The 25548-nt window shown below is 75.9% G+C and carries 23 protein-coding genes; 11 read left to right on the top strand and 12 right to left on the bottom strand.

Going from position 1 to position 25548, the window contains the following annotated elements; translation table 11 throughout:
- Nucleotides 1-36 precede the first annotated feature (36 nt).
- From O7628_RS21975 to O7628_RS21960, 4 genes are read right to left on the bottom strand one after another with little or no spacing between them, the layout of a single operon-like run.
- Entirely contained in the window at nucleotides 37-831 is a 795-nt protein-coding gene (locus tag O7628_RS21975) for an ABC transporter ATP-binding protein (RefSeq protein WP_278133251.1), read from the bottom strand.
- On the bottom strand, nucleotides 828-1820 hold the full coding sequence (locus tag O7628_RS21970; RefSeq protein WP_278133249.1) for an ABC transporter ATP-binding protein: 993 nt from the start codon (nucleotides 1818-1820) through the stop codon (nucleotides 828-830). Before O7628_RS21970 ends, O7628_RS21975 begins: the two co-directional genes overlap by 4 nt.
- Before the next feature lie 55 nt (nucleotides 1821-1875).
- Nucleotides 1876-4716 (bottom strand): FtsX-like permease family protein, encoded by a 2841-nt coding sequence (locus O7628_RS21965; protein ID WP_278133247.1) that lies wholly within the window; start codon nucleotides 4714-4716, stop codon nucleotides 1876-1878.
- A complete protein-coding gene (locus O7628_RS21960) occupies nucleotides 4713-7904 on the bottom strand; it encodes an FtsX-like permease family protein (RefSeq protein ID WP_278133245.1) in 3192 nt (1063 codons plus the stop codon). Before O7628_RS21960 ends, O7628_RS21965 begins: the two co-directional genes overlap by 4 nt.
- Before the next feature lie 159 nt (nucleotides 7905-8063).
- Between O7628_RS21960 and O7628_RS21955 the strand changes: the two genes are divergently transcribed.
- Nucleotides 8064-8360 (top strand): hypothetical protein, encoded by a 297-nt coding sequence (locus O7628_RS21955; RefSeq protein WP_278133243.1) that lies wholly within the window; start codon nucleotides 8064-8066, stop codon nucleotides 8358-8360.
- 30 nt (nucleotides 8361-8390) lie between these two features.
- On the opposite strand, the gene O7628_RS21950 is transcribed toward O7628_RS21955, so the two are convergent.
- Complete coding sequence (locus tag O7628_RS21950; RefSeq protein WP_278133241.1) at nucleotides 8391-8582, bottom strand: hypothetical protein; 192 nt, start codon at nucleotides 8580-8582, stop codon at nucleotides 8391-8393.
- Between the two features lie 88 nt (nucleotides 8583-8670).
- Between O7628_RS21950 and O7628_RS21945 the strand changes: the two genes are divergently transcribed.
- On the top strand, nucleotides 8671-9012 hold the full coding sequence (locus O7628_RS21945; RefSeq protein WP_278133239.1) for a hypothetical protein: 342 nt from the start codon (nucleotides 8671-8673) through the stop codon (nucleotides 9010-9012).
- 3 nt (nucleotides 9013-9015) lie between these two features.
- Nucleotides 9016-9276 (top strand): hypothetical protein, encoded by a 261-nt coding sequence (locus tag O7628_RS21940; protein WP_278133238.1) that lies wholly within the window; start codon nucleotides 9016-9018, stop codon nucleotides 9274-9276.
- A 50-nt stretch (nucleotides 9277-9326) separates the two neighbouring features.
- Here O7628_RS21940 and ligD read toward each other — a convergent pair whose 3' ends face one another.
- Nucleotides 9327-10355: a non-homologous end-joining DNA ligase gene (gene ligD / locus O7628_RS21935; RefSeq protein WP_278133237.1), complete on the bottom strand. Its 1029-nt coding sequence runs from the start codon at nucleotides 10353-10355 to the stop codon at nucleotides 9327-9329.
- 47 nt (nucleotides 10356-10402) lie between these two features.
- Between ligD and msrB the strand changes: the two genes are divergently transcribed.
- Nucleotides 10403-10813, top strand: coding sequence for a peptide-methionine (R)-S-oxide reductase MsrB (msrB, locus tag O7628_RS21930; RefSeq protein WP_278133234.1), 411 nt, complete (start codon nucleotides 10403-10405; stop codon nucleotides 10811-10813).
- Between the two features lie 43 nt (nucleotides 10814-10856).
- Here the strand turns inward: msrB and O7628_RS21925 are convergent, their stop codons facing one another.
- Complete coding sequence (locus O7628_RS21925; protein ID WP_278133233.1) at nucleotides 10857-11132, bottom strand: isoamylase early set domain-containing protein; 276 nt, start codon at nucleotides 11130-11132, stop codon at nucleotides 10857-10859.
- A gap of 160 nt (nucleotides 11133-11292) precedes the next feature.
- On the opposite strand from O7628_RS21925, the gene O7628_RS21920 reads away from it, so the two are divergent.
- The 3 genes from O7628_RS21920 to O7628_RS21905 all read left to right on the top strand — a co-directional run bounded on the left by O7628_RS21920 (nucleotide 11293) and on the right by O7628_RS21905 (nucleotide 13484).
- Nucleotides 11293-11553 (top strand): hypothetical protein, encoded by a 261-nt coding sequence (locus O7628_RS21920; protein WP_043962543.1) that lies wholly within the window; start codon nucleotides 11293-11295, stop codon nucleotides 11551-11553.
- Nucleotides 11554-11668: 115 nt separating this feature from the next.
- A complete protein-coding gene (locus O7628_RS32710; protein WP_347405202.1) occupies nucleotides 11669-12259 on the top strand; it encodes a GNAT family N-acetyltransferase in 591 nt (196 codons plus the stop codon).
- Nucleotides 12260-12383: 124 nt separating this feature from the next.
- The gene (locus O7628_RS21905; protein WP_278133231.1) at nucleotides 12384-13484 is read left to right on the top strand and encodes a lytic polysaccharide monooxygenase; all 1101 of its coding nucleotides are present in this window, start codon (nucleotides 12384-12386) and stop codon (nucleotides 13482-13484) included.
- 130 nt (nucleotides 13485-13614) lie between these two features.
- On the opposite strand, the gene hemQ is transcribed toward O7628_RS21905, so the two are convergent.
- From hemQ to hemE, 3 genes are read right to left on the bottom strand one after another with little or no spacing between them, the layout of a single operon-like run.
- Nucleotides 13615-14316, bottom strand: coding sequence for a hydrogen peroxide-dependent heme synthase (gene hemQ, locus O7628_RS21900; protein ID WP_278133230.1), 702 nt, complete (start codon nucleotides 14314-14316; stop codon nucleotides 13615-13617).
- On the bottom strand, nucleotides 14313-15725 hold the full coding sequence (hemG, locus tag O7628_RS21895) for a protoporphyrinogen oxidase (protein ID WP_278133228.1): 1413 nt from the start codon (nucleotides 15723-15725) through the stop codon (nucleotides 14313-14315). The genes hemQ and hemG overlap by 4 nt, the downstream gene beginning before the upstream one ends.
- Before the next feature lie 14 nt (nucleotides 15726-15739).
- Nucleotides 15740-16831 (bottom strand): uroporphyrinogen decarboxylase, encoded by a 1092-nt coding sequence (gene hemE, locus O7628_RS21890; RefSeq protein ID WP_278133226.1) that lies wholly within the window; start codon nucleotides 16829-16831, stop codon nucleotides 15740-15742.
- Between the two features lie 196 nt (nucleotides 16832-17027).
- Here hemE and O7628_RS21885 point away from each other — a divergent pair, with 196 nt between their 5' ends.
- Complete coding sequence (locus tag O7628_RS21885) at nucleotides 17028-17600, top strand: DUF3000 domain-containing protein (RefSeq protein WP_074473999.1); 573 nt, start codon at nucleotides 17028-17030, stop codon at nucleotides 17598-17600.
- A gap of 198 nt (nucleotides 17601-17798) precedes the next feature.
- Here the strand turns inward: O7628_RS21885 and O7628_RS21880 are convergent, their stop codons facing one another.
- Together O7628_RS21880 and O7628_RS21875 are read right to left on the bottom strand one after the other, a co-directional pair.
- Nucleotides 17799-18899 carry a hypothetical protein gene (locus O7628_RS21880; protein WP_278133224.1) on the bottom strand — a complete coding sequence of 367 codons (1101 nt, stop codon included), beginning with the start codon at nucleotides 18897-18899 and terminating at the stop codon, nucleotides 17799-17801.
- Nucleotides 18900-18985: 86 nt separating this feature from the next.
- Nucleotides 18986-20293, bottom strand: a complete 1308-nt coding sequence (locus O7628_RS21875) for a trypsin-like peptidase domain-containing protein (protein ID WP_278133222.1) — start codon at nucleotides 20291-20293, stop codon at nucleotides 18986-18988.
- Nucleotides 20294-20507: 214 nt separating this feature from the next.
- On the opposite strand from O7628_RS21875, the gene O7628_RS21870 reads away from it, so the two are divergent.
- The 3 genes from O7628_RS21870 (at nucleotide 20508) to O7628_RS21860 (ending at nucleotide 25394) form a co-directional block, all read left to right on the top strand.
- The gene (locus tag O7628_RS21870) at nucleotides 20508-21836 is read left to right on the top strand and encodes a ribonuclease D (protein ID WP_278133219.1); all 1329 of its coding nucleotides are present in this window, start codon (nucleotides 20508-20510) and stop codon (nucleotides 21834-21836) included.
- Between the two features lie 268 nt (nucleotides 21837-22104).
- On the top strand, nucleotides 22105-23328 hold the full coding sequence (locus O7628_RS21865; protein WP_278133218.1) for a thiolase family protein: 1224 nt from the start codon (nucleotides 22105-22107) through the stop codon (nucleotides 23326-23328).
- Nucleotides 23325-25394: a 3-hydroxyacyl-CoA dehydrogenase NAD-binding domain-containing protein gene (locus O7628_RS21860; protein WP_278133217.1), complete on the top strand. Its 2070-nt coding sequence runs from the start codon at nucleotides 23325-23327 to the stop codon at nucleotides 25392-25394. The genes O7628_RS21865 and O7628_RS21860 overlap by 4 nt, the downstream gene beginning before the upstream one ends.
- The last annotated feature ends 154 nt before the right edge of the window (nucleotides 25395-25548 follow it).

Raw genomic sequence — 25548 nt, 5'->3', positions numbered from 1 at the left:
CCGAGGGGCCGCAAGTGCAAGATCGCGGGAGGCGGGTCAGGGGGCGGGGGCCAGGTGGCCGTCGCGGAGGGTGAGGGTGCGGTCGGCCAGGTCGATCAGGGCCGGGTCGTGGGTGGCGACCAGGGCGGTCATGCCGCGCGCGTGCACCACGGCGCGGAGCAGGTCCATGATGGACCGGCCCGTCTCCGAGTCGAGCTGCCCGGTCGGCTCGTCGGCGATCAGCAGGTCCGGCTCGTTGGCCAGTGCCCGGGCCAGTGCCACCCGTTGCTGCTGCCCGCCGGACAGCTCGTACGGCCGCTGCGCGGCGTGCCCGCCCAGCCCCACCAGCTCCAGCAGCACCGCCACCCGTTCCTCCCGCTCGGCGGCGGGCACCTTCGCCAGCCGCAGCGGCACCCCGACGTTCTCGGCGGCGGAGAGGATCGGGATCAGCCCGAAGGTCTGGAAGACGAACCCGACGGTCCCCCGGCGCAGCCGCAGCAGCTCCCGCTCGCCGGCCGCCCCGAGGTCGTGCCCGGCCACCCGCACCCGGCCGGAGTCGGGCCGGTCCAGGCCGCCGACCAGGTTCAGCAGGGTCGTCTTGCCCGCGCCCGACCGGCCCCGGACGGCGACCAGCTCCCCCCGCCCGGCGGTGAAGGAGACGTCCCGGACGGCGTGCACCGCGCGTTCGCCCCGGCCGAAGGTGCGGCTCACCCGGTCCACCCGCACCACCTCGTCCACCGTCGAGGTCGACCCGGGGGCGGCACCCGGGGCGGCGGCCACGGCGGTGCCCGGGGCGGCGGCCAGCCCGGCGGCCGTGGCGGCGGAGGGACCGGGCTGCTGCTGCTCGCTCATGCGTCGCTCCGTTCGGCGTCGGCCCGGTCGCCCGGCCGCACCTCGACGTGGTCGGGTTCCAGGGTGAGCCGGACCCGGTCGCGCAGGGCCAGGGCGTCGACGAAGGACTCCGGCAGTTGCATCCGGCCGGCGCGGTCCAGCACGGCGTACTCCTCGCTGACCAGCTCGGTGCTGCCGTCCGCGCCGGTGCGCGCGGTCCGGCGTACCTCGGAGGCGGTCCGGCCGTCGCGGATGGCGACGGTCCGGCGGACCTGGGTGGCCACGGCGTGATCGTGGGTGACCACCACGACCGTCACCCCCAGCTCCGCGTTGATCTGCCGCAGCGCGGCGAAGACCTCCGCGCCGGTGGCCTCGTCCAGCTCGCCGGTCGGCTCGTCGGCGAAGAGCACCTCCGGGTCGTTGGCCACGGCCACCGCGACCGCGCAGCGCTGCTGCTCCCCGCCGCTGAGCTGGCCCGGCCGCCGGTCGGCGCAGTGGCCCACGCCGACCAGGTCGAGCAGCTCGCGGGCCCGCTCCCGGCGGGCCCGCCGGGAGCGCCCACCGGCCAGCCGCATCGGCAGCTCGACGTTCTCCAGGGCGGTCAGGTACGGCAGCAGGTTGCGACCGGTCTGCTGCCAGACGAACCCGGCCATCCGCCGGCGGTAGCTCAACCGGCGGCGGGCGGACATCGCGAGCAGGTCGTACTCGGCGACCCGGGCGATGCCGGCCGTCGGCGTGTCCAGCCCGGAGAGGATGTTCAGCAGGGTGGACTTGCCCGAGCCGGACGCGCCGACGATGGCGACCAGCTCCCCCCGGTCGATGACCAGGTCGAGGCCCTGCAACGCGACCACCTCGACCCCGTCGGTCTTGAAGATCCGCACCAGGCCGTCGCAGACGATGTGCCCGCGCAGCCGGTCGTTCCCGCCGGCCCGCTCGGCCGCCCGTTGCGCGGCCCGCCGTTGCAGGGTGGCCAGGTCCGGGGCGGCGGACGTCGTCACGGTGGCTGTCATCTCAGCATCCCTCTCCACGCATCGTCAGCATTCCCCGCCACGTCTGCACACACGGTCAGCTCCCCTCTCCGAGCCGGAGCACCTCGCCGAGGCGCATGCGGCGGTTGTGCACCGTCTCCACGGTCACCGCGAGGGCCAACGCCACCGCGCCGGCCGCCAGGACGGCCCCGACCAGGCCGGGCGAGAACGCGACCCGGACCGGCTCGCCACCGGTGAACGCGGCAAGCCCGAGCGCCGGGGTGAGCAGCAGGGGCAGCAGCGCCCCCGTGAGCGCGCCGGTGAGCAGCGCGGCGGCGACCAGGGGCGTCAGCTCCACCAGCAGCAGGCCCCGCCACTGCCGGCGGGACAGGCCGAGGGTGCGCAGCCGGGACAGCGCCTGCGCCCGGGTCCGCGCACCGGCGAGCACCGCGAAGGCGACCGCCAGCAGGCCGAACGCGGCGCCCCCGGCCGCGCCGGCGGCGAAGCCGAAGACGAGCAGGCCGTTCGCGCCGCCCCCGCCGAGCTGCTGGCGGGCGCCCTGCCAGGTGGTCACCTCGGCGCCACGCGGGCGCTCCCCCGCGGCGAAGCTGCCGCCGGTCTGGTAGCGGCGCTGACCCTCGTCGCCCGCCCGCCGCAGCGCCTCCACGTCGAACCCGTCGCCGGAGACCAGGAACGCCGTCGGCACCGGGCCGGTCCCGCCCCGACCGGGCGGGCCGGGCGTCCCGGAGCCGGGCGGCGGCGGGCCGGGCGTCCCGGAGCCGGGCGGCGGCGGGCCGGGAGGGCCCGCCCCGGGCAGCGCCTGCCAGGGCAGCACCACGAACCGGTCGACGTCGGGCGGGACCAGCGGGAAACCGTCGGCCGTGTCGGCCACCCGGAACGGTTGGGCGTACCCCTGCACGGTCACCAGGGCCGACCCGTCGAGGCCCGCGCGGGCCAGCTCGGCGGCGAGCGCCGGGGAGACGAGCGCGGGCGTCGGCCCCGGCGACCGGCCAGCCCGCAGCACCGGCGGCACCGACACGTCCACCCCGGCGTCGCGCGCCGTGTCGGCCAGGCCCGGCCCGTCGACCAGCAGCACGGTGACGGCGGCGAGGCCCGCGTCGACGCCCCGCGCGTCGGCGACGCGCAGCGCGCCCTCCCGCAGCACCGGGGTGCTGCGCCGCACGCCGGGCAGCCGGTGCAGGGCCGCGCCGGTGTCCGGGGCGAGCCGCTCCCCGTCGACCAGCGCGGACGCCGGCACGGCGACGGTGGCCGTCCGGTCCCGGCCGGCCTCGATGCCACCCGCCACGACCCCGCAGAACGCGGCCGTGGCGACCGCGACCACGACGACGACCACCGGCCCGGTGGCCGCCGACCGGCTCGCCCCGGCCACCCCGAGGAAGGTCACGCTGCCACGCGTGCGGGCCGCGACGCGGCCGAGCAGCCGCAGCGGCCAGGGATAGAGCCGCAGCACCAGCACCGCGGCGGCCACGGCCAGCAGCACCGGCACCGAGACCAGCAGCGGGTCGACCGAGCCGGGGCTGAGCCCCCGGCGACGGATCAGGAACGTGGCCAGCACGGCGAGGGCGACGACGAGGAGTTCGAGGGTCAGCCGGCGGCCACCGGCGCGGCGGCCGGACAGGTCGCGGCGGCCGCCCGGCGGGGCCGGGGAGCCCAGCGTCGCCAGGGGCAGGGCCAGGGTGGCCAGCACCGCCGCGACGAGGACCAGCCAGTCGGTCCCCGCCGTCCCCGCCGGGGAGCCGGGCAGCAGCCGGCCGAGCAGCCAGCCGAGCGCCGCGGCCGGCGGCACCACCAGCGCCGACTCGGCGAGGCTGCGCCGCGCTCCGCTGGTCGGCGCGCCGCCCCGGGCCACCAGCAGGGCGAACTCGGCCTCCCGGCGGCGGGCTGCCAGCCGCGCCGCGAGCACGATCAGCCCCGCCACGGTCGCGATCATCCCGGCGGCGATCACCGCGAGCAGCGTCCGGGCGGCGGAGACCGCGTCGAGGAACTGCCGCAGCGGGACGTCCACGGCCTGCGTGACGGTGAGCCCGGCCGGGGGCGTGCGCTCCAGCCGCCGTACGCCGTCGATGACGGCGCCCAGGTCGGCCACGTCCAGTCCGCCGAGGCGGTAGCGCCAGGAGAACCGCACCGGCACGCCGGTCGCGATCGCCGCGTCCAGGCCCGCGTCGCTGGTCAGCGCCACCATCTCGTACGGCTGCGCGTCGCCGGCCGGCTCGGTCACCCGCAGCGCCGACGGCAGGGTGTCCCAGACGCCGTCGGCGGTGGGCGCGGGCTCGAAGACGCCCGCCACGAGCAGCGGGAGCGACTGCCCGCCGACGCCGCTGAACCGCAGGCGGCTGCCCGCGCTGAGGTTCAGCTTGCGGGCCGTGTCGGCGGCCAGCGCGACCTCGACGGGCTGCCCCGCGCCCACCGCCTGCGCCGGCCAGCGTCCCGCGGTGAGGGTGGCCGCCCCGGTGACGCCCGGCGCCGAGCGGAGCCGGGCGACGACGAAGTAGTTCTTCGCCGCGAGGTCGGGGCCGGTCAGCCGGCTCAGGGCGGTCTCCGCGAGGAACCAGCGGCTCTGCACCGCCGCCCCGACGGCCTCGGGCAGGTCCTCCTGGAACCTGTCGAGTTCCTGGCCCCGGCCCGCGGTGACCGGCGTGACGACCCCGCCGCCCCCGGCCGGCAGCTCGGGGGCGGTGAGGGTGAGGTCCCGCTCCGCGGCCGGCCGGCCGGCGACGTGTTCCCGCAGCCCCTGCTCGGCGAGCCGGTCGGCCGTCCGCGGCACGGCGGTCACCAGCAGCGCGGCCACCAGCGCCAGCATCCCCAGCAGAAGGAACTGCCCCGCGAACGCCCGCACCCGGCGGACGGCCCCGGCCAGCGCGGCCCCGCCGCCGCCGAACCCCGTCGCCCGGGTTCCCCTGGTCCCACCCCTGGTCATCGCTCTCCGCCGATCCGTAGTTGGGCCGCCGCGACGCGTTGGCGGACGCCGGAGGCGATCACCGTGCTGAACGCGAGCGCCGCCAGCAGCAGGCCGAGGGCGGTGCCGGCGACGGGCAGCCAGGGCAGCGCGAAGGCCGCCTCCGGCACCGGCCGGTCCGCCGACCGGGTGAGCACCACCAGCGGGGCCATGGTGGCGCCCACCCCCGCGCCGACCAGCAGCCCGACCCCGACGCCGATGCCGGCCAGGAACGTCTGCTCGGTGAGCAGTGCGCGGGCGAGCAGCCGCGCCGGTGCGCCCAGGGTGTGCAGCACCGCGAGCTCGCCGATCCGTCGGCGCGCGGTGGCCCAGACGTCCACGCCCAGCCCGACCAGGGCGAGCAGGACGGAACCCGCCGCCGCCGCGAGCAGGCCCGTGCGCGTGCCCAGCCAGTACGGGTCGCGGCCGGCCTCCGCCGCCGTCTCCCGCCGGTCCAGCACGGTCACCCCCGGCAGGCCCGCCGCCGCCCGCGCCGCCTCGGCGGACCCGCCGGCCCCGGTGCGGACCCACCACTCCGAGACCGGCCGGACGGTGCCCGTGGCCCGCAGCAGCCAGTCCCGCGCCGCCGGCAGGTCCAGCAGCATGCCGCCGGCCGCCCCGCCGCTGGCCGGCACCGCGTCGACCTCACCGACCACCTCGACGGTGAGCGTCACCCCGGAGAGGCCGACGTCCATCGTGTCGCCCCGCCCGACGCTCAGCGCGCGGGCCACCTGGGGCGTGATCAGCGCCGGGACCGGTGCGCCCGCGCCGGCCGGCACCACCGCGAAGCGGCTGGCCGGCTGCGTCGCGAACCGGCCGCCCGCGACGCGCGCCACCTTCCGGCCGGCGCGCAGCACGCCGTCGGCGAACCGGGCCGGCTCCGCGCTCTCCGGGTCGTCCAGCCGGGGCACCCAGTCGCCGGCCAGCGGCACCGGGCTGGTCGCGCCGCCCGCGTCCACCGTGCGCAGACCGGTCACCTCCAGCCGGTAGCCGGAGCCGATCGCCGGCCCGGCGTCGACGTCGAACCCGGCCAGCCGGTACGCCCGGCCGCCGTTGTCCGGCAGGTCCACGACCACCGGCACGGGCCGGCCGTCGCTGCCCGCGCTGGCCAGGGGCAGCTTCCACGCGCCGCCGTCGGCGGTGGTGAGCAGGGCGGACACCCGGACCGGGTGCGGCCTGGCGGCATCTGTCACCGGGGTGGCGACCGTGCCGGCGAGCCGGCGGGCGGCGGCGGGCAGCTCGACGCCGAGGGGGGCGGCCCGGCCGCGTACCTGCCGGTCGAAGAGCGTCCGGGGTGGCTCACCGGCGAGCCGCTCGTCGAACTGGACCACGTCGGACGCCGCCGCCGCGTCGAGGCTCAGCACGCTCACCGGCAGGTCCTCGCGGCCCACCCGGATGTCGTCGCGCCAGGCCGGCACCGCCCGGTCCACGCCGGGCAGGGCGGCGAGCCGGCCGGCCCGCTCGGCCGGCGCGGCCCCGGACCGCTCGACCAGCCGCAGGTCGGCCCCGACGGTGAAGTCCGCCTGGTCGACGTGCGACCGTTCCCCGGTGGTCACCAGCGACCAGGCCAGGGTGCTGCCGCCCACGGCGAGCGCGAGCAGCAGCACCGGGCCGGCGTGCGGCCGGCGGCCCGCCTGCCACATGCCCAGCGTCGCGGCCAGCCACGGCCGGCGGTCGACGAACCGCTCGGCGAGCCGGGCCGCCGGCGGCAGCAGGCGCAGCGCGACGACGGCGCCGGCGAGCACGCCCAGCGTGGGTGCCGCCACCAGCAACGGGTCGACGCCGAGCCGGCCGTCGGCGCCGGCCAGCGGGGACGAGTACCGCCGCAGCTGCGTCCAGGCCAGCAGGGCCAGGCCGACCAGGGCCAGGTCGACGCCGATCCGCTGGGCCGCCGCGCCCCGGCTCGGCCGGGACCGGGCCGCCATGTCGGCGACGTACGTGCCGGCGCGGCGCAGCGCCGGCAGCGCCATCGCCACCAGGCAGCCGGCCGCCGTGGCGGAGGCGACCGCCCAGGTGAGGGTCGCGCCGCCAGGGGCGGTCAGCTCCGACCAGCCCTGCTCCCGGCCGATCCGGCGCAGGGCCTCGGCGGCGATCGGCGGCCCGAGCAGGGCGGCCGGCAGGACCACCAGGGCGGCCTCGCGCAGGGCCAGCCCGGCGATCTGCGCCCGGGCCGCGCCCCGGGCGCGCAGCAGCGCCGTCTGCCCCCGACGGTCCTCGTTGAGCAGGGCCGCCACCAGGATCAGCGCGTACCCGCCGAGGACGAGGACGAGCAGCAGCGGGGTGAGCAGCGACGACCGGCCCACCAGGTCGGCGCGGGTCAGCCGGTCGATCAGCCGGTCCATGGCGGTGACGGTCTGCGCGGAGGAGCCGAGGCCCGTCGCCCCGGGCAGGTCGGCGACCTCGGTGGCGACGGCGCGTCGCACGGCGTCCAGCCGGCCCGTCCCGACCGCCGCCAGGTCGGGCTCGACCAGCCAGGCCGCCGAGGTGGTGCCGGGAAACGTCCGGTCGAAGTCGGCCGGGTCGAGCAGGAACGGCCCGTACGACGTCTCGGAGCCGGCGGCGACGGCCCCCGGCGCGAGCCGCCAGTACGACCCGGCGGGGTCCCGGGGCCGGAAGAGGCCGACCACCTCCACCTCGCCGGTGCGCTCGGTGGCCCGGTCCCGCAGCGGCACCCGCTCGCCGACGGTCAGGCCGAGCACCCCGGCGACCCGCTCCGGCAGGAGCACCTGCGTCGGCACGGCCCCGCCCGTGGGCTGCCGTCCCGCCACCAGCTCGGCGTGCCCGGCCAGGTCCTCCAAGGTGGTCAGCTCGGCGAAGACCGGATCGTCGCCCGCCCGGGCGGCGCCGAGATCGCCGGTCAGCTCCCGCCCGGTGCCGTAGCGGGCCCCGCGCACCGTCACCGCCGCCCCGCCGAGCCCGGCGGCGAAGCGGTCGCGGACCGCCCGGTCCCGGGTGGCGAAGGCGGCCCGGTCGGGGCCGCCCGAGCCGCCGACCAGCAGGCTGCGCTCCTGGGCGGGCGACGCGGCGAGCACCGCCCGCTGCCCCGCGTCGACGGCCCGCCGGCTGTAGTCGGCCAGCCCGGTCACGAGGGCGACCGCCACCAGGGCCGCCACCAACGCGGCGGACAGCAGCCCCCGGGCGGCCCACGCCCGCCTCCACACCAGCATCATCTCCGCTGCCTCCCCGGGCCCCCGCGGAGCCGACGGACACAGAGACCCACTGCGGGTACGGAAAGGTTCGCGCCCGTTATCCGACCGTTATGGCCCGGCGCTCACCGGCCGCCGGTCCTGCCCTCGGGGGCCTGGCGGCGGCCTGCTTGGATGGCTGGCATGGAGATCGCCCTCATCGTGTTGACGATCGGCGTCGTGCTGCTGCTGGCCGGCCAGCTCGCCGGCCCCCGGCGGGACCGGGTCACGGAGGCCCGGCTGGCCGAGATCGATCGCCGCCTCCAACTCGTGCTGGACCACCTCGGGGTGGTCGACCGGCGGCCGGAGCCGCCCGGGGTCCGCGAGTATCTGGCCCGGGGCCAGAAGATCCAGGCGATCAAGGCGTACCGGGAGGCGACGGGCGCGGACCTGCGCACGGCGAAGGAGGCCGTCGAGGCGATGACGGGCCCGATCAGCTGATTCCGGACGACACCCCGGCCGGGCACTTCCTCACTCTGGGGCCAGGTCCGGCCGATACTCCCTGATCCACTCCTCGACGTCGGTTTTCCGCCAGATCTGCCCCATGGTCAGCACCTGGTAGGGGGCGGGAAAGTCGCGGCGAGACGCGATCACGGACGCCCGAGCCCGCGACACGCCGCCGAGCATCACTCGTATCTCAGCGATCCCCACGAACTCGACCATGAGTTGACGGTAGGTACTGCCGATTGCTCAGCGATCGTTAACAGCGATCGGGGTTGACGACCGATAACAGCGTAGGCACTATGTGGGGATGCCCCCGCCGAACATCTCCCCCGTGCACGGCCGGCAAGCCCGAGCCGTCCGCCCACACGCACCGATGCGGCCCCTGTGGCTGTGCCGGGTCTGCGCCGCCGCCTGGCCGTGTCCGCCAGCCCGGCTGCTGCTGACGATGGACTACCGCCGGGATCGCGCCGGCCTGCCCGTGTACATGGCCGGCATGCTGTTCGACGCCGCCAGAGACCTGATGAAGCTCACTCCGAGCCAACCGCCGACCCCGGAGGAGCTGTTCGACCGGTTCCTGGCCTGGACGGCCCGAGCGTTCGGACGGCTCGACCCGCCGCCCGCCCCGGGACTTGATCAGCTTGGGTTCTGACCCGTGAACGGCGTGCCGTTCGCCCTGCCCGAGTGCGGAGAGGCTGCCACCGTACGCATGGAGGTCGTCACCCCCGCCGGCCTCGGTCGACCCGCTTCCCTCGACGCGGCGGTGTACGCGTGCGGTCGCCACGTCATGGATGTCGCCGTCGCGATCTGGTCCGCTGACCTGAGCGCCCACCGGGCCTGCACCGATCCCGGAATCACCCGGATCTGCGGCGACTCGTACGTCTTTCCCACCGGCGGCCTGGCCGGCAACCAGTGAACTCCACAGCCTCGCCTTCGGATAGCCGAGAAGGCTCGATGTCGGCCCCGCTAGCTGGTGGAAGGCCGGGCACGACTCGGCTGCACCCGCTTGGGCTCGCCGGGCATCTTCGGGTGGTCCGGCGGGTAGGGCAGGTCGCCCTGCCCCGCCGCCGCGTCCCGGTCGGCCCACTCCAGCAGCGGGGTGATGTCCCACGCCGCGTCGTCGATGCCGGCGTGCGGGTCGCCCCGCTGCGCCAACCGGGCCGGGACGCTGCCCAGGTGCAGGTCGTCGGGGTCGACGTCGGGCAGCTCGGCCCAGGTGACCGGGGTGGACACGGTGGCCCGGGCGTTGGCCCGCAGCGAGTAGGCGCAGGCGATCGTGCGGTCCCGGGCCATCTGGTTGTAGTCGACGAAGACCCGCTCGCCCCGCTCCTCCTTCCACCAGGCGGTGGTGACCAGGTCGGGGCGGCGGCGCTCCAGCTCCCGGGCCAGCGCGATGGTGGCCCGGCGCACCTCGGTGAACGTCCACCGGGGCGCGATGCGCAGGTAGACGTGCACGCCCCGGCCGCCTGACGTCTTCGGCCAGCCGGTCGCGCCCAGCTCGGCGAGCAGGGCCCGCAGCTCGACGGCGGCGGCGACCGCGTCGGCGAAGTCGGTGCCGGGCTGCGGGTCGAGGTCGACGCGCAGCTCGTCGGGGTGGTCGACGTGGCCGGCGCGCACCGGCCAGGGGTGGAACACGACGGTGCCCATCTGGGCCGCCCACGCGACGTGGGCGAGGTCGACCGGGCACAGCTCGTCGGCCGTCCGGCCGCTGGGGAAGGTGATCCGGGCGGTGGTCAGCCACGGGGGCACGCCCCGGGCCGGCACCCGCTTCTGGAAGAACGCCTCCCCGCCGATGCCGTCGGGGAAGCGTTGCAGCGTGGTCGGGCGGTCCCGCAGGGCACGCATGATGCCGTCGCCGACGGCCAGGTAGTAGCCGAAGACGTCCGCCTTGGTGAAGCCGCGCTCCGGGAAGATCACCCGGTCGGGGCTGCTCAGCCGTACGGTGTGTCCGGCCACCTCGACCTCGGCGGCCGGTGCCTTCGCGGTGCCTGCCATCTGGCGACCATATGCCACGGCACCGACAGCCGACGTACCGTTGCGGGGTGAGTCTTGACGACAACGAACTGCCCCGCACCGAGGACGAGTGGCGGGTCCGGCTCAGCCCGGAGGAGTTCCAGGTGCTGCGCGAGGCGGGCACCGAGCGCCCGTGGACCGGCGAGTACGTGGACACGAAGACCCCCGGGGTCTACCGCTGTCGCGCCTGCGGCGCGCAGCTCTATCCCAGCGACACCAAGTTCGACTCGCACTGCGGCTGGCCGAGCTTCGACGACGCGATCCCGGGCGCGGTGAAGGAGATCGAGGACGACAGTCACGGCATGCGGCGCACGGAGATCCGCTGCGCCCGCTGCGACAGCCACCTCGGGCACGTCTTCCGGGGCGAGGGCTTCACCCCGAGGGACACCCGGCACTGCGTCAACTCGATCTCGATCCGGCTGGAGCCGGCCCAGGGTTGACGGGCGGCGGCCCGGTTCCGCCCGACGGAGCGCGGGCCTGCCGTCAGACGAGCAGCACGCTGCCCTGCTCGTCGACCCCGTCGGCCGACTCGTCGTCGAGCCAGACCCCGCCGGTGGCAAGGTAGCGGAACCGGTACGCCCCGGGCCGGAGCCGGACGGTCACCGTGCGGGTGCCGTCGCGTCGGGTGACCAGCTCGTGGCGGCCCGGCTCCCAGTCGTTGAAGGAGCCGACCACGCTCACCGGGCCGGCCGGCGCCTCGCGGGGCAGGCAGAAGGTGACCCGGGTCTGGTTGCCGAAGAGCCTGCTGCGCTTGATCACGTCGTCCTCCGGGGGTCGAGGCTTTCACCAGGCACAACGCCCGACACGCCGGTCGCGACACGCCGCCCGGTAAGACCCTTTTCTGCTGTTTCGGCCGCCCGGTTCGGGCCGCTGGCGCACGCTGGGGGACATCTGTCCTTTCGGCTACGGGGGTTCGGCGATGGCGACGTGCGAGGTCTGCGGCAACGACTACTGGATGGCGTTCGAGGTGCGCACGGTCAGCGGCGACGTGCACACCTTCGACTGCTTCGAGTGCGCGGCGCACCGGCTGGCCCCGATCTGCGAACACTGCCAGGTCAAGATCGTCGGCCACGGGGTCGAGGTGTCGGGGCGCTTCTTCTGCTGCGGCCACTGCGCCCGCCAGGAGGAGGGCGACCGGGGCGCGGAGATCCGCGACGCCGTGGGCGCCCGCCCCCGCTGAACCGCAAGGAAGGGCCCCTTCTTAACACGGGTGTTAACAGGGGGCCCTTCCTCTACAGAATGCGTTAACAAGGGGCCCTTCCTTGCGCCGAGGGCGGGCGGCCTAGCATCGGCGGGTGTCGCCGCAGCCGGTCGAGGCCCGGATCGCCTCCTTCGCCCAGTTGGACGCCCGTACCCTCCACGACCTGCTACGACTACGCGTCGACGTGTTCGTGGTGGAGCAGCGGTGCCCGTACCCGGAACTCGACGGCCGGGACGTCGAGCCGGGCACCCGGCACGTGTGGCTGACCCGCCCGGCTCCCGCCGGCCGGCGGCCCGGGGATGACGCCGACGAGGCGGTCGAGGGCGACGCTGGGAGCGAGGGCGACGCCGGCCACGTCGACGCCGGGGGCGGGGCCGAGAGCTACGGCGGCGTCGTGGCGTACCTGCGGATCCTGGCCGACCCCGGCGGCCTGGCGCGGATCGGCCGGGTCGTGGTCGCGCCGGGGGCCCGGGGCGGCGGCCACGCCGGGCGGCTGATGGCCGAGGCGCTGGCCGCGGTGGGCGACCGGCCGTGCGTGCTGGAGGCGCAGTCCCACCTGGTCGGCTTCTACGCCCGGCACGGCTTCGCCGTCAGCGGGCCGGAGTACGTCGAGGACGGCATCCCGCACACCCCGATGCGCCGGCAGCCCGGCCCCGCCGACGCCCCGGAGGGCGCCGAAAATTGACACACCCCGATGGGTGTGGGAATCTCGCAGCAGAGCCGCCACGGGAGTAGCGCGAACGGCACGGGAGGGGCAACTCCCGCGATCCGGGCGTCGTCACAGTCGACCCCTCATCCCGGAGGCTCCATTGTCCACCCTCGTGCGCAGGCGTTCCACGCCGCGCCTGGCAGCCTGGCTGCTCGCCGTCGGCACCGCCGCCGCCATGCTGCTCACCACCGCCCTGGCGAACCCCGCGTCCGCCCACGGGTCCGTCGTCGACCCCGCGTCCCGCAACTACGGCTGCTGGCAGCGCTGGGGCGCCGACCACATGAACCCCGCCATGGCCACCCAGGACCCGATGTGCTGGCAGGCGTTCCAGGCCGACCCGCAGGCCATGTGGAACTGGATGGGCCTGTTCCGGGAGGGCGTCGCCGGCAACCACCAGGCCGCCATCCCCGACGGCCAGCTGTGCAGCGCCGGCCACACCCAGAGCGGCCAGTACAACTCGCTGGACACGATCGGCGCGTGGAAGACCACCTCGATCTCCAACAGCTTCCGCATCAAGCTCGACGACCAGGCCAGTCACGGCGCGGACTACATCCGGGTGTACGTGACCAAGCAGGGCTTCGACGCGCTGACCAAGCCGCTGGGCTGGAACGACCTCGAACTGGTCGGCCAGATCGGCAACACGCCGGCGTCCCAGTGGAAGAAGGAGGCGTCGGGCGTGTCGATCCAGGTGCCGGCCAACGCGCCGGGACGCACCGGGCGGCACATCGTCTACACGATCTGGCAGGCCAGCCACCTCGACCAGTCGTACTACCTGTGCAGCGACGTGGACTTCGGCGGGGGCGGCCCGACCACCCCGCCCACCACGACCCCGCCCACCACGCCGCCGCCGACCACCCCTCCCCCCACCACGCCGCCGCCGACGACCCCGCCGGCGACCGGGGGCTGCACGGCGACCTACCGGCCCGTCTCCTCCTGGAACGGCGGGTTCCAGGCCGAGATCGACGTGACCGCCGGCTCGTCGGCGATCAAGGGCTGGACGGTGACCTGGACCTGGGCCAACGGCCAGCAGGTCAGCTCCTACTGGAGCTCGACGGTGACCACCAGCGGGTCCACGGTGACCGCGCGCAACGCGGCGTACAACGGGTCGCTGGCCGCCGGGGGGAAGACCTCGTTCGGGTTCGTCGCCTCGTCGACCGGCACCAACACCGCGCCGACCCCCACCTGCACGCCGACCGCCTGACGGCCGGCGGCACGCCGTCCGCGCGACAGGCCGGCGGCACGCCGCCCACCCGGCGCGGCGGCGCGCGTTAAGAAGGGCCCCCTGTACAACGTTTCGCGTTAACAGGGGGCCCTTCCTTGCACTCAGCCCGTCAGGGCAGGCAGGTGACGATGTCGGCGATCGCGCGGCGGCGGCCCGTGTAGAACGGGACCTCCTCCCGGACGTGCCGGCGGGCCCCCGACGCCCGCAGGTCACGCATCAGGTCCACGATGCGGTGCAGCTCGTCGGCCTCGAAGGCGAGCATCCACTCGTAGTCGCCGAGGGCGAACGAGGCGACCGTGTTGGCCCGCACGTCCGGGTATCCCCGGGCCATCTTCCCGTGCTCGGCGAGCAGCTCGCGCCGCTCGGCGTCGGGCAGCAGGTACCACTCGTAGGAGCGGACGAACGGGTAGACGCACAGGTACGCCCGCGCCTCCTCACCGGCCAGGAACGCCGGGATGTGGCTCTTGTTGAACTCCGCCGGCCGGTGCAGCGCGAGCTGCGACCACACCGGGGTCAGCGCCCGGCCCAGGGTGGTGCGGCGCAACCGCAGGTACGCGTCCTGGAGCGCGTCGCTGGTCGGTGCGTGCCACCAGATCATCAGGTCGGCGTCGGCGCGCAGCCCGGCGACGTCGTACGTGCCGCGCACCGTCACGTCCTTGCCGGCCAGCTCGGCGAAGAGCGCCTCGACCTCGCCGGTGACGTTCTCCCGCAGCGACGGCAGCGGGCTGGTCGCCCGGTACACCGACCACATCGTGTAGCGGATGCTCTCGTTGAGCTCCCGCAGCCGCGCCGCGTTGGTCTGCTCGGTCATGCCGATCCTCCCAGTGCCGTGATGATCTCCTCGGCCGCCGTCGCGCCGGAGCGGACGCAGACCGGGATGCCGACGCCGTCGTAGCCGGCGCCGGCCAGGGCCAGCGTGGGGTGCGCGCCGCGCAGCGCCGCCCGCACGGCGGCCACCCGGTCGAGGTGCCCCGGGGTGTACTGCGGCAGCGAACCGCCCCAGCGCTGCACGTGGCGGGCCACCGGCGCGGGCAGCGGGACGCCGAGCACCTTCGACAGCTCCCGGTGCACCGCCTCCGCCAGGTCGTCGTCGGTGACCTGGAGGGACGCCTCCTCGCCGTAGCGGCCCACGGAGGCCCGGACCAGGGCCAGCCCGTCCGGCCGGGCCAGGTGCCCCCACTTGGTGGTGAAGAACGTCGACGCCTTGATCAGCAGCCCCTCGGTGGCCGGCACCAGGAACCCGGACAGCGCCGGCAGCTCCGGGCGGGGCAGCGCGAGGGTGACCAGCGCGACGCTCGCGTAGTCCAGCTCGCCGACGGTCGCCGCGGCCCCGGCGAGGTCGGCGACGCCGGCCAGCAGGCGGGCCGCCGGCCGGGCCGGGACGGCGAGGAGCACCGCGTCCGCGTCGACCAGCTCCGGGTCGCGGGTGGGGCCGACGGTCAGCCGCCAGCCGGTCGCCGTCGGGGTCAGCTCCCGCACGGCCGCGGTGCGGCGGATCGTCGCCCCGCCGGCCGTGGCGGCGGCCTCGACGAGCCGGCTCAGCCCGCCGGCCAGGGTGCCGAAGACCGGCTCGCCAGGGGCGCGGGGCGCGGCGGCCTGCGCCGCCCGGACCGCGCCGAGCAGGGTGTGCTCCACCCGGGCCGCGCGGGCCAGCGCCGGCATCGTGGTGGCCAGGGACAGGTCGTCGGCCCGGCCGGCGTAGACGCCGCCGAGCATCGGGTCGACCAGCCGGTCGACCACGGCGTCGCCGAACCGGGCGCGGACCAGCGCCCCGACGGAGACGTCCGCGTCGGGGGCCAGCAGCGGCCGGCCGGCGTCGCGGTCGGCGTCCGCGGCGGGCTCGGCCACCGTCGTCACCTTCTCCAGGTCCCCGGGTACGCCCACCAGCGTCCCGCCCGGGACCGGGCGCAGCCCCCCGTCGACGACCAGGGCGGCCTGCCCGACGCTGGGGTGCACGATGTCGCCGGCCAGGCCGAGCCGGCGCACCAGGGCCACCGCGGCGGACTCGCCGCCGGCCGGGTCCCGCATCAGGAACGACTCCGCGCCGAACTCCACCGGCCCGCCGGCCAGCTCGCCGGTGCGCAGCTTCCCGCCGAGCACGCCGGACTGCTCGTAGACGGTGACCTCGGTGCCGGCCGGGGCCCGGTCGGCCAGCCGGACGGCGGCGGCCAGCCCGGTGATCCCGCCCCCGACGATCGCCACCCGCCACGGCTGCCGCACGGTCGCCCCCTCTGCTATTCGCCCGGGCGCGCGGACACCTCGTGCACCAGCGCGACCACCCGGGTCAGCACGTCCGGATCGGTCTCCGGCAGGACGCCGTGACCCAGGTTGAACACGTGGCCGGGGGCCGACCGCCCCTCGGCGAGGATCCGCCGCACCTCCGCCTCGACCACCGGCCACGGGGCGAACAGCACGCACGGGTCGAGGTTGCCCTGCACGGCCTTGTCCGCGCCGACCCGGCGGGACGCGACGTCCAGCGGCGTACGCCAGTCGACGCCGACCACGTCCGCGCCGGCCTCGCCCATGGCGGGCAGCAGCTCGGCGGTGCCCACCCCGAAGTGGATCCGGGGCACCCCGGCGTCGGCGAGCCCGGCCAGCACCTTCGTCGAGTGCGGCAGCACGTAGCGCCGGTAGTCGGCCTCGGACAGCGCCCCGGCCCACGAGTCGAACAGCTGCACCGCCGACACGCCGGCCTCGACCTGCACCCGCAGGAACGCCAGCGTCACCTCGGCCAGCCGGGCGCACAGCGCGTGCCACAGCTCCGGCTCGCCGTACATCAGGGCCTTGGTCTTCGCGTGGGTCCGCGACGGCCCGCCCTCGACCAGGTAGCTGGCCAGCGTGAACGGGGCCCCCGCGAAGCCGATCAGTGGGGTGTCGCCCAGCTCGGCGACGAGCAGCCGCACCGCCTCGTCGACGTAGGAGACGTCGGCGCGGGTGATGGGCCGGATCCGCTCGACGTCGGCGACGGTGCGCACCGGCTCGGCGACCACCGGCCCGGTGCCCGCGACGATGTCCAGCTCGACCCCGGCGGCGGCCACCGGCACCACGATGTCGCTGAACAGGATCGCCGCGTCGACCCCGTGCCGGCGGACCGGCTGGAGGGTGATCTCGGCGACCAGCTCGGGGCGGCGGCAGGACTCCAGCATCCCGACGTTCTTGCGGATCTCGCGGTATTCCGGCAGCGAACGGCCGGCCTGGCGCATGAACCAGACGGGGGTGTGCGGGCCGGGCTCGCGCCGGCAGGCCCGGACGAACGGCGACCCGCCCGTCCCGGTGCGGCGGGATTCTCCGTCTCGGGCGGCGGTGCCCGTCGTCTCGGTGCTCATCGCGGCTATCGTGCCACGCCCCCGGACCCCCTCCCCCACCCCGGCCGCCTTTTGTGACGTGCAAGGAAGGGCCCCCTGTTAACGCATCCGGTAGAGAAGGGTGCCCCGCTCACCGTCCACCGTCGGTGGGGCCGCCGCCGCAGGCCGTCGGCGTGCCGTTCCGGCGGCTGGGCGGCAGGCGGCATAGGCTGCCGGCATGGCCCCCCCGATCGCGCTCCCGGAGACCTTCGCCCGCGCGGTCGCCGGGCTGCGGTCGGCCGCGCCCCGATCGGAGATCGTCCTGGAGGAGGTCGGCGCGCCGCAGCGCCTCGCGCCGTACGCTTTCGCGCTCTCCGCGACGGTGCTGCGCGACGGCGACGAGGTGGCCACCGGGCGGCTGATCCTGCTGCACGACCCCGCCGGGCACGAGGCGTGGCAGGGCACCCTGCGGCTGGTCACCTACGTCACGGCGGAGCTGGAGATCGACCTGGCCGCCGACCCGCTGCTGCCCGGGGTGGGCTGGACCTGGCTGACCGACGCGCTGGACGCGCAGGACGCCCCGCACCGGGCGATCGGGGGCACGGTCACCCAGACCATGTCGACCCGGTTCGGCGACCTCGCCGGGCCGCCGGCCGCCGGCGACATCGAGATCCGGGCCTCGTGGACCCCGCTCGGCGAGGACCTCACCCCGCACCTGATGGCCTGGTGCGCCCTGCTCGCCTCGACGGCGGGCCTGCCTCCGCCCGGGGTGACCTCCCTGACGGAGCGCCGCCCGGCGGGCGCGGCCTGACCGACCGCCCGCCGCAAGCCGCAAGCCGCAAGCCGCAAGCCGCAAGCCGCAGATCTTGGCAAATTCCGGCCCTTGGAGGGGCTTGGAGGGGCCGTTTCGCTCCAAGATCTGCGGGTGCCGGGCCCGGTGCAGCCCAGCCCCGCCCGTCGTGGCGCGGGCGGGGCTGGGCTGGGCGGGTGGCTTCCTGACTGCGCGCTGTCAGAGGTAGTTCTCGGCCTCGTCGCAGACCTTGTTCATGCCCTCGGTGGCCTTGTCGTACGCGGCCTTGTTGTTCGCCGCCGCGGCGGTCAACGCGCTGGTCAGCTTGTCCAGGCAGGTGGCGATGACCTTCTTCTGCCGGGCCTGCTCGTCCCGGTCGTTGCGGGTGCCGGTGAGGTCCTGCTCGGTGTTGGAGAGCTTCTCCCGCACGGCCTGCAGATCCGTCTTGAGCTTCTCGATCTCGGTCTTGTTCGCCGCGATCGTGCCGTCCCGCTCGCTGACCTGGCCGGTCAGCCGCTTCTCGGTGCGGTCCAGCTCGCTGCTCTTGGTCACGTAGAGGCCGGTCATCACGCCGCCGAGGACGAAGAGCAGCCCGGCCACCACGGCCAAGACCAGCACCTTGCGCCCACCTCGGCCCGCGCCCGGCGTCGGGGCGCCGTAGGGCGGCGGCGCGCCGGGCGGACCGTAGGACGCCGGTGCGCCCGGCTGGCCGTGGGGCGGCACCGTTCCCGGCGGGCCGGACATCGGCTGGCCGAAGGCCGGGCCCGTGGCGGGTGGCACCGACATCGGCTGGCCGAACCCCGGCGACGGCTGCCCCGGACCGGAGACCGGCGGGTGCCCGGCACCGGAAACCGGCGGCGTCGACACCGGTGGGTAGCCGGCGCCGGAGACGGGCGGCGTCGACACCGGCGGGTAGCCGGCGCCGGAGACCGGCGGCGTCGACACCGGCGCGGTGAACGGCTGCGTCGGCTGCGGCGGCGGCGTCCCGTACTGGCCCGGGGCGAACGGCTGGGTCGGCTGCGGCGCGCCCTGCTGGACCGGTGCGAACTGCTGCGTCGGCTCCGCCGCCGGCTGCGGCGATCCGTACTGACCCGGGGTGAACGGCTGCGTCGGCGGCGGCGCGCCCTGCTGCTGGACCGGGCCGAACTGCTGCGTCGGCTCCGCCGCCGGCTGCGGCGTCCCGTACTGGCCCGGGGCGAACTGCCGGGTGGGCTCCGCCGGCTGGCCCGTCGGGTCGTACTGCGGGGGCACGGGCTGGCCGGGGCCGTCCGGCGGCGGATACGGCGGCTGGCTCCCCGGCCCGGTCGGTGGCTGCGACATTCTTCTCTTCCTCCAGGTGGGGCGGCCCGTGGCCGGGGCCGCGACGAACCGGCTGGTACGGAACGGACGGCGCGGAACGGCCGAGGTCAGCAGATCCGGAAGCCGTCGCAGGCGACCTTGATGGGTACGGCGAGGCCGATGCCCTCGGCGTCGCGGGCCTTGGCCGTGGCGATGCCCACCACCTGCTTCTGGCCGTTGATGACGGGGCCACCGGAGTTGCCGGGGTTGATCGGCGCGTCGAACTGGATGACCGGGCCCGAGCCCTGCCCCGCCTCGCGGAAGGCGCTGACCACGCCGGTGGTGACGCTGTCCTGGAGGCCGAGCGGGGCGCCGACGACGACGATCTGCTGACCGGGCTTGACCGCGGTGGACGCCGTCACCAGCCCGGTGAACTTGCTGGTGGTGCGCAGCTGGGCGATGTCGTTGGCCTCGTCGACCTTGACGATGGTGGCCGGGTAGCGCTGGTCGGTGCGCTCCAGGAAGACCTCCCGGCCGCCGCCGACCCAGACCGACTCGACCACGTGGAAGTTGGTGAACAGGTTGGTGCCGCCGCCGGTGTCGGGCTTGCCGACCGCGAAGGCGGTGCCGGTGAACTGCCCGGCCCGGACCCGGAACACGCTGGGCAGCACGGCGCTGGCCACCGCCTCCGGGTTGAACTGCGCCCCGGCCTGCTTCTCCAGGGCCTGCGCCCGCTGCTCCAGGCCGTCGAGCCGGGTGGCGTCGTCGGTCTGCGCGGTGGCCAGCCGCTGATCGGTGTCGGCCAGCCGGTCGGAGAGCCGGTTGATCTGGTACGCCTGCACGCCGCTCACCACGGCCAGGACCAGGGCGAGCCCGAACGCGACGAACGTCAGCGCCCTGCCCCGGGGCCGCGGGGTGGCCCCGCCGGCCGGGGCGGGCGCGGGCCACGCCGACCCGGGGGCCGGGGACGCCCCGCCGTGCGGGTACGCCGGGCCGGGGAGCGCGGGCGACGGCGGCGCGGCGTATCCGGCCGGCGGCTGTTGGCCGGCGGCGGGTGACTGCTGCGGGGCGGGCCAACCGGCGGGCGTGGGGCCGGACCACTGGCCCGGCACGGCGGACTGGGCGGGCGGGGACGACGCGCCGGGCCAGTGCCCGGAAGGGGTGGCCTGGCCGGCGGGCGGTGGGGTACCGCCGGCCGGCGGGTAGGAGCTCCCGGCCTGCGGATACACGGCGGCGCTGCCGCGGTGCGGGTCGGACCGGGGCGGATCCATGCGGGGCGGCAGCGGGCCGGGGCGGGCGTCGCCGGCCGAGGTCGCGGCGGCGGGCTGCTCGCCCATCGGCGGCTCGGCGGGTCGCGCCGGGGCGGCCCAGCCTCCGCCCGAGCCGTCGCCGGGCCCCTGCCCCGGGCCCGTCGCACCGTACCCAGCCGTCGTCATCGTCACGTCCTCCCCGTCGCCGCCCTGGTGCCCGCCGACGCCGGTTCCGTCCCGGGCGGCGGCCCGAAGGAACGTACCCGCGCCGCCGCGCTTTGTCTTCCCCGATGTCCGACCCTGGCATGCCGGGTCAAGTAGCCGACGCGGACCGCACGACGCCGACACACACCGCACCCGGCTGCGCGCGCCGGATCGCCGCGCGCACTAGGGTTGTCAGGTGACCGACGAACCACCCCTGCGCCGTCGGGCCGCCGAAAGCCGAACGGGAAACGAGCCGCACCAATCGCCGTCGGCCGCGCCGGAGCCGGTGGACGCGGGGCCCGAACCGACCGTCGACGGGCCCGTGCCCCTGACCGCCCCCCGCGAGGGGACACCCGAGCCGGTGACGACCGAGGCCGGGCTGGCCGAGGTCGTGGCCCGATTCGCCGCCGGCACCGGCCCGGTCGCCCTGGACGCGGAGCGCGCCTCGGGCTACCGCTACAGCCAGCGGGCTTACCTGGTGCAGCTGCGCCGGGCGGGGGCCGGCACGGCGCTGGTCGACCCGCTGCCGCTGCCCGACCTGAGCAGCCTCGACGCGGCCATCGCCGACGCCGAGTGGGTGCTGCACGCCGCCAGCCAGGACCTGACCTGCCTGGCCGAGGTGGGGCTGCGCCCGCGCCGGCTGTTCGACACGGAACTGGCCGCCCGGCTGGCGGGATTCGAGCGGGTCGGGCTGGCCGCGCTGACCGAGCAGCTACTCGGCTTCAGCCTGGAGAAGCACCACTCGGCGGCGGACTGGTCGAGCCGGCCGCTGCCGGAGTCGTGGCTCACCTACGCCGCGCTGGACGTGGAGATGCTGACCGACCTGCGTGACGTGCTCGACGCGGAGCTGGCCCGTCAGGGCAAGTCGGCGTGGGCGGCGGAGGAGTTCGCCGCGCTGGTGCGCAGCGTCGACCGCCCGCCCCGGGTCCGGGCGGAGCCGTGGCGGCGCACCTCCGGCATCCACCGGGTGCGGGGGGCGCGCGCCCAGGCGCGGATCCGGGCCCTGTGGTACGCCCGGGACCAGATCGCCGCCCGCCGGGACGCCGCGCCGGGCCGGGTCCTGCCGGACTCGGCGATCGTGGCCGCCGCCGAGCTGGACCCGAGGGACGAGAAGACGCTGCTGACCCTGCCGGGCTTCGGCGGCCGGTCGGTGCGCCGCCTGGCCCGCACCTGGCTGGCGGCGCTGGACGACGCCCGGCAGTTGCCCGACGACGCGCTGCCGGTGACGCCGGTGGTGGAGGGGCCGCCCCCGCCGCACCGCTGGGCGGAGCGGGACCCGGTGGCGGCGGGCCGGCTGGCCCGGTGCCGGGAGGTGGTGGTCCGGATCGCGGGCGAGCACACCCTGCCGCCGGAGAACCTGATCGCCCCGGACTCGATCCGCCGGCTCGCCTGGACCCCGCCGGCCGAGGTGTCCGAGGCGACGGTCGCCGAGACGCTCCGGGGCTTCGGGGCGCGGGAGTGGCAGCTCACGCTGCTGGTGGCCGACCTGACCGCCGCGCTGGCGGGTCCGGCGCCGGCGGCCTGACCCGGCGGCCCGCATCGCCGGCGGCCTGACCCGGCAGCCGGCACCGGTGGCGGCCTGACGCGTCGCCCCGGGGCCGGCGGCGGTCGCGGCCCGGCGGTGCCACCGCCGGACGTTCCGGCGATGTGGGGTGGGCCACACGGGGCGTGGTGTCGAGGATGGTTACTGGCGAGTAGCATCCGAGGGACCACGCCCGTGCCGCGATCCTCGTTCGGTCCGTGGTGCCGCTGGTCGGCGACGTGGCCGAGTCAGGGTCGAAAAGGAGGCTCAAGTGCCCCGTGAAGTCCGCGATGTCGTCTTCGTCGACGGCGTCCGCACCCCGTTCGGCAAGGCGGGTGGCATGTACGCCAACACCCGCGCCGACGACCTGGTGATCCGCTGCATCCGCGAGCTGCTGCGCCGCAACCCGCAGCTGCCGCCGGAGCGGGTCGAGGAGGTCGCCATCGCCGCCACCACCCAGATCGGCGACCAGGGCCTCACCATCGGCCGCACCGCCGCCCTGCTGGCCGGCCTGCCGAAGACCGTCCCCGGCTTCGCCATCGACCGGATGTGCGCCGGGGCGATGACCGCCGTCACCACCGTGGCCGGCGGCATCGCCATGGGCGCGTACGACGTGGCGATCGCCGGGGGCGTCGAGCACATGGGCCGGCACCCGATGGGCGAGGGCGTCGACCCCAACCCGCGGATCGTCGCGGAGCAGCTGGTCGACCCGTCCGCCCTGGTCATGGGGGCCACGGCGGAGAACCTGCACGACCGGGTGCCGCACATCACCAAGAAGCGCACGGACGCGTTCGCGCTCGCCTCGCAGCAGAAGACCGCGAAGGCGTACGCCAACGGCAAGCTCCAGGGCGACCTGGTGCCGATGGCGGTCCGCGACGACGAGGGCGGCTGGGGCCTGGCCACGGTCGACGAGGCGCCCCGCGACACCTCGCTGGAGAAGCTCGCCACCCTCAAGACCCCGTTCCGCCCGCACGGAAAGGTCACCGCGGGCAACGCGGCCGGCCTCAACGACGGCGCCACCGCGAGCCTGCTCGCCGCCGAGGACACCGCCCGCGAGCTGGGCCTCCCGGTCGCCATGCGGCTGGTGTCGTACGGCTTCGTCGGCGTCGAGCCGGAGGTGATGGGCGTCGGGCCGATCCCGTCGACGGAGAAGGCGCTGCGCATCGCGGGCCTGGGCATCGACGACATCGGCCTGTTCGAGCTGAACGAGGCGTTCGCCGTGCAGGTGCTCGCCTTCCTCGACCACTTCGGCATCGCCGACGACGACCCGCGGGTCAACCCGTGGGGCGGCGCGATCGCCATCGGTCACCCGCTCGCGTCCTCCGGGGTGCGGCTGATGACGCAGCTCGCCCGGCAGTTCGCCGAGCACCCCGAGGTCCGCTACGGCCTCACCGCCATGTGCATCGGCATCGGCATGGGCGGCACGGTCATCTGGGAGAACCCACACTGGACGGAGTCCAGCAAGCAGGCTCAGCGGGAGGGTGGAGACAAGTGAGCGCGCTCGCCGCACCGAACGAGGTGGTCACCCGGGCGCTGCTGCGCCAGGTGCACGTGCCGGGGCTGGCCCGCCCGGCCGCCCTGATCACCCTCGACAACGGCTTCGACCACACCAAGCCGAACAGCTTCGGTCCGGGCGGCCTGACCAGCCTCGACGAGGCGATCACCGCCGCCCTCGCGGCGGACCCGGCGTTCGTCGCGGTCACCGGCAAGCCGTACGTCTTCTGCGTCGGCGCCGACATCACCAGCCTGCCGCAGCTCGCCGACCGGGAGCAGGCCCGCCAGATCGGCCGGCTCGGCCACCGGGTCTTCGCCCGGCTGAAGGACAGCACCGTCCCGACGTTCGCGTTCGTCAACGGCGCGGCGATGGGCGGCGGCCTGGAGCTGGCGCTGCACTGCCACTACCGGACGCTGTCCGGCGGGGCGTCGGCCCTGGCGCTGCCCGAGGTTTCCCTCGGCCTGATCCCCGGCTGGGGCGGCACCCAGCTCCTGCCGAACCTGATCGGCATCCCGGCCGCCACCCAGGTGATCCTCCAGAACCCGCTGATGCAGAACAAGATGCTCAAGCCGAAGCAGGCCGCCGAGCTGGGCATCGCCGACGTGCTGCTGGAGCCGGCCGACTTCCTGGAGCGGTCCCTGCAGTGGGCGGCCGGCGTGGTGCGCGGCGAGATCACCGTGACCCGGCCCGAGGTCGACCGGGACATGTGGGCGGGCGTGCTCTACTTCGCCCGGCAGACCCTCGACCAGCGGCTGCACGGCGCGGTCCCCGCCGCGTACAAGGCGCTGGACCTGCTGGAGACGGCGAAGGACGCCGACTTCGCCGCCGGCACCGCCGCCGAGGACGAGGCCCTCGCCGACCTGGTCTTCTCCGAGGAGCTGCGCAGCGGGCTCTACGCGTTCGACCTGGTGCAGCGGCGGGCCAAGCGGCCGGCCGGCGCGCCCGACAGGGGCCTGGCCCGGCCGGTGAACAAGGTGGGCATCGTCGGCGCCGGCCTGATGGCCAGCCAGCTCGCGCTGCTGTTCGCCCGCCGCCTCCAGGTGCCGGTCGTCCTGACCGACCTGGACCAGGGCCGCGTCGACAAGGGCGTGGGCTACGTGCACACCCAGATCGAGAAGGCCGTCAGCAAGGGCCGGATGGACAAGGGCACGGCCGCCAAGCTGTACGGGCTGGTCAGCGGCTCGGTCGACAAGGCCGCGTTCGCCGACGCCGACTTCGTCATCGAGGCCGTGTTCGAGGACCTGGACGTCAAGAAGCAGGTCTGGGCCGAGCTGGAGAAGATCGTCTCCCCGGAGGCGGTGCTCGCCACGAACACGTCCAGCCTGTCGGTCACCGCGATGGCCGCCGAGCTGGAGCACCCGGAGCGGGTGGTCGGCTTCCACTTCTTCAACCCGGTCGCGGTGCTGCCGCTGCTGGAGATCGTCCGGGGCGAGCGCACCGACGACGCCACCCTGGCCACCGCGTTCGCGGTCGGCAAGCAGCTCAAGAAGTCGAGCGTGCTGGTGAAGGACGCCCCGGCGTTCGTGGTCAACCGGCTGCTCACCCGCTTCCTCGGCACCGTCTTCGCCGCCGTCGACGCCGGCACCCCGCTGGACGTGGCGAACGCCGCGCTGGACCCGCTGGGCCTGCCGATGCGCCCGCTCGCTCTGCTCCAGCTCGTCGGCCCGGCCGTGGCGTACCACGTGGGCGGCACCCTGCACGGCGCGTTCCCGGACCGGTTCGCCGTGAGCGAGAACCTGCGCCGGATCGCCGAGTCGGGCCAGCCGATCGTGGTCGACGACGAGATCAACGCCGACGTCGCCAAGCTGCTGGTCGTCGGCGACGAGCCGCTGACCGCCGAGCAGGTGCGGCGCAACGCACTCGACGCGCTGGCGCAGGAGGTGCGGCTGATGCTCGACGAGGGCGTCGTCGCCGAGGCGCAGGACATCGACCTGTGCCTGATCCTCGGCGCGGGTTGGCCGTTCCACCTGGGCGGCGTCACGCCGTACCTGGACCGGACGGGCACCAGCGAGCGGGTGACCGGCCGGCGGTTCCTGCCGCCCGGCGTGGCCAGCCTGCCCGCCTGATCCGCCCCGCTCCCCCGCGACCGCGGCGGCCGAACGTCCCTTTCGTGGGCGTCTCGGCCGCCGCGGTCGTCGTTCACCTCACCTTCGCCCCGACGGAGTCGGCGGCTGTCGGTGGGGCTGGCTACGATCACCGCTCCTGATCAACTGACTGGAG

Origin of the sequence: Micromonospora sp. WMMD956, assembly GCF_029626125.1 — a bacterium.
GTDB classification, from domain to species: domain Bacteria; phylum Actinomycetota; class Actinomycetes; order Mycobacteriales; family Micromonosporaceae; genus Micromonospora; species Micromonospora carbonacea.
The sequence above is the reverse complement of the archived record's forward strand: the minus strand, read 5'-3'. Positions and strand labels throughout refer to the sequence as shown.

Bases quoted from the DNA above. Each gene is read 5' to 3' on its own strand.
- O7628_RS21875 (WP_278133222.1), bottom strand. From the start codon at position 20,293: ATGACGACGGCTGGGTACGGTGCGACGGGCCCGGGGCAGGGGCCCGGC.
- O7628_RS21945 (WP_278133239.1), top strand. From the start codon at position 8,671: ATGCCCCCGCCGAACATCTCCCCCGTGCACGGCCGGCAAGCCCGAGCC.
- O7628_RS21965 (WP_278133247.1), bottom strand. From the start codon at position 4,716: ATGACCAGGGGTGGGACCAGGGGAACCCGGGCGACGGGGTTCGGCGGC.
- O7628_RS21950 (WP_278133241.1), bottom strand. From the start codon at position 8,582: ATGGTCGAGTTCGTGGGGATCGCTGAGATACGAGTGATGCTCGGCGGC.
- hemQ (WP_278133230.1), bottom strand. From the start codon at position 14,316: ATGACCGAGCAGACCAACGCGGCGCGGCTGCGGGAGCTCAACGAGAGC.
- O7628_RS21960 (WP_278133245.1), bottom strand. From the start codon at position 7,904: ATGATGCTGGTGTGGAGGCGGGCGTGGGCCGCCCGGGGGCTGCTGTCC.
- O7628_RS21975 (WP_278133251.1), bottom strand. From the start codon at position 831: ATGAGCGAGCAGCAGCAGCCCGGTCCCTCCGCCGCCACGGCCGCCGGG.
- O7628_RS21955 (WP_278133243.1), top strand. From the start codon at position 8,064: ATGGAGATCGCCCTCATCGTGTTGACGATCGGCGTCGTGCTGCTGCTG.
- O7628_RS21920 (WP_043962543.1), top strand. From the start codon at position 11,293: ATGGCGACGTGCGAGGTCTGCGGCAACGACTACTGGATGGCGTTCGAG.
- ligD (WP_278133237.1), bottom strand. From the start codon at position 10,355: ATGGCAGGCACCGCGAAGGCACCGGCCGCCGAGGTCGAGGTGGCCGGA.
- O7628_RS21970 (WP_278133249.1), bottom strand. From the start codon at position 1,820: ATGACAGCCACCGTGACGACGTCCGCCGCCCCGGACCTGGCCACCCTG.
- hemE (WP_278133226.1), bottom strand. From the start codon at position 16,831: ATGAGCACCGAGACGACGGGCACCGCCGCCCGAGACGGAGAATCCCGC.
- O7628_RS21880 (WP_278133224.1), bottom strand. From the start codon at position 18,899: ATGTCGCAGCCACCGACCGGGCCGGGGAGCCAGCCGCCGTATCCGCCG.
- O7628_RS21885 (WP_074473999.1), top strand. From the start codon at position 17,028: ATGGCCCCCCCGATCGCGCTCCCGGAGACCTTCGCCCGCGCGGTCGCC.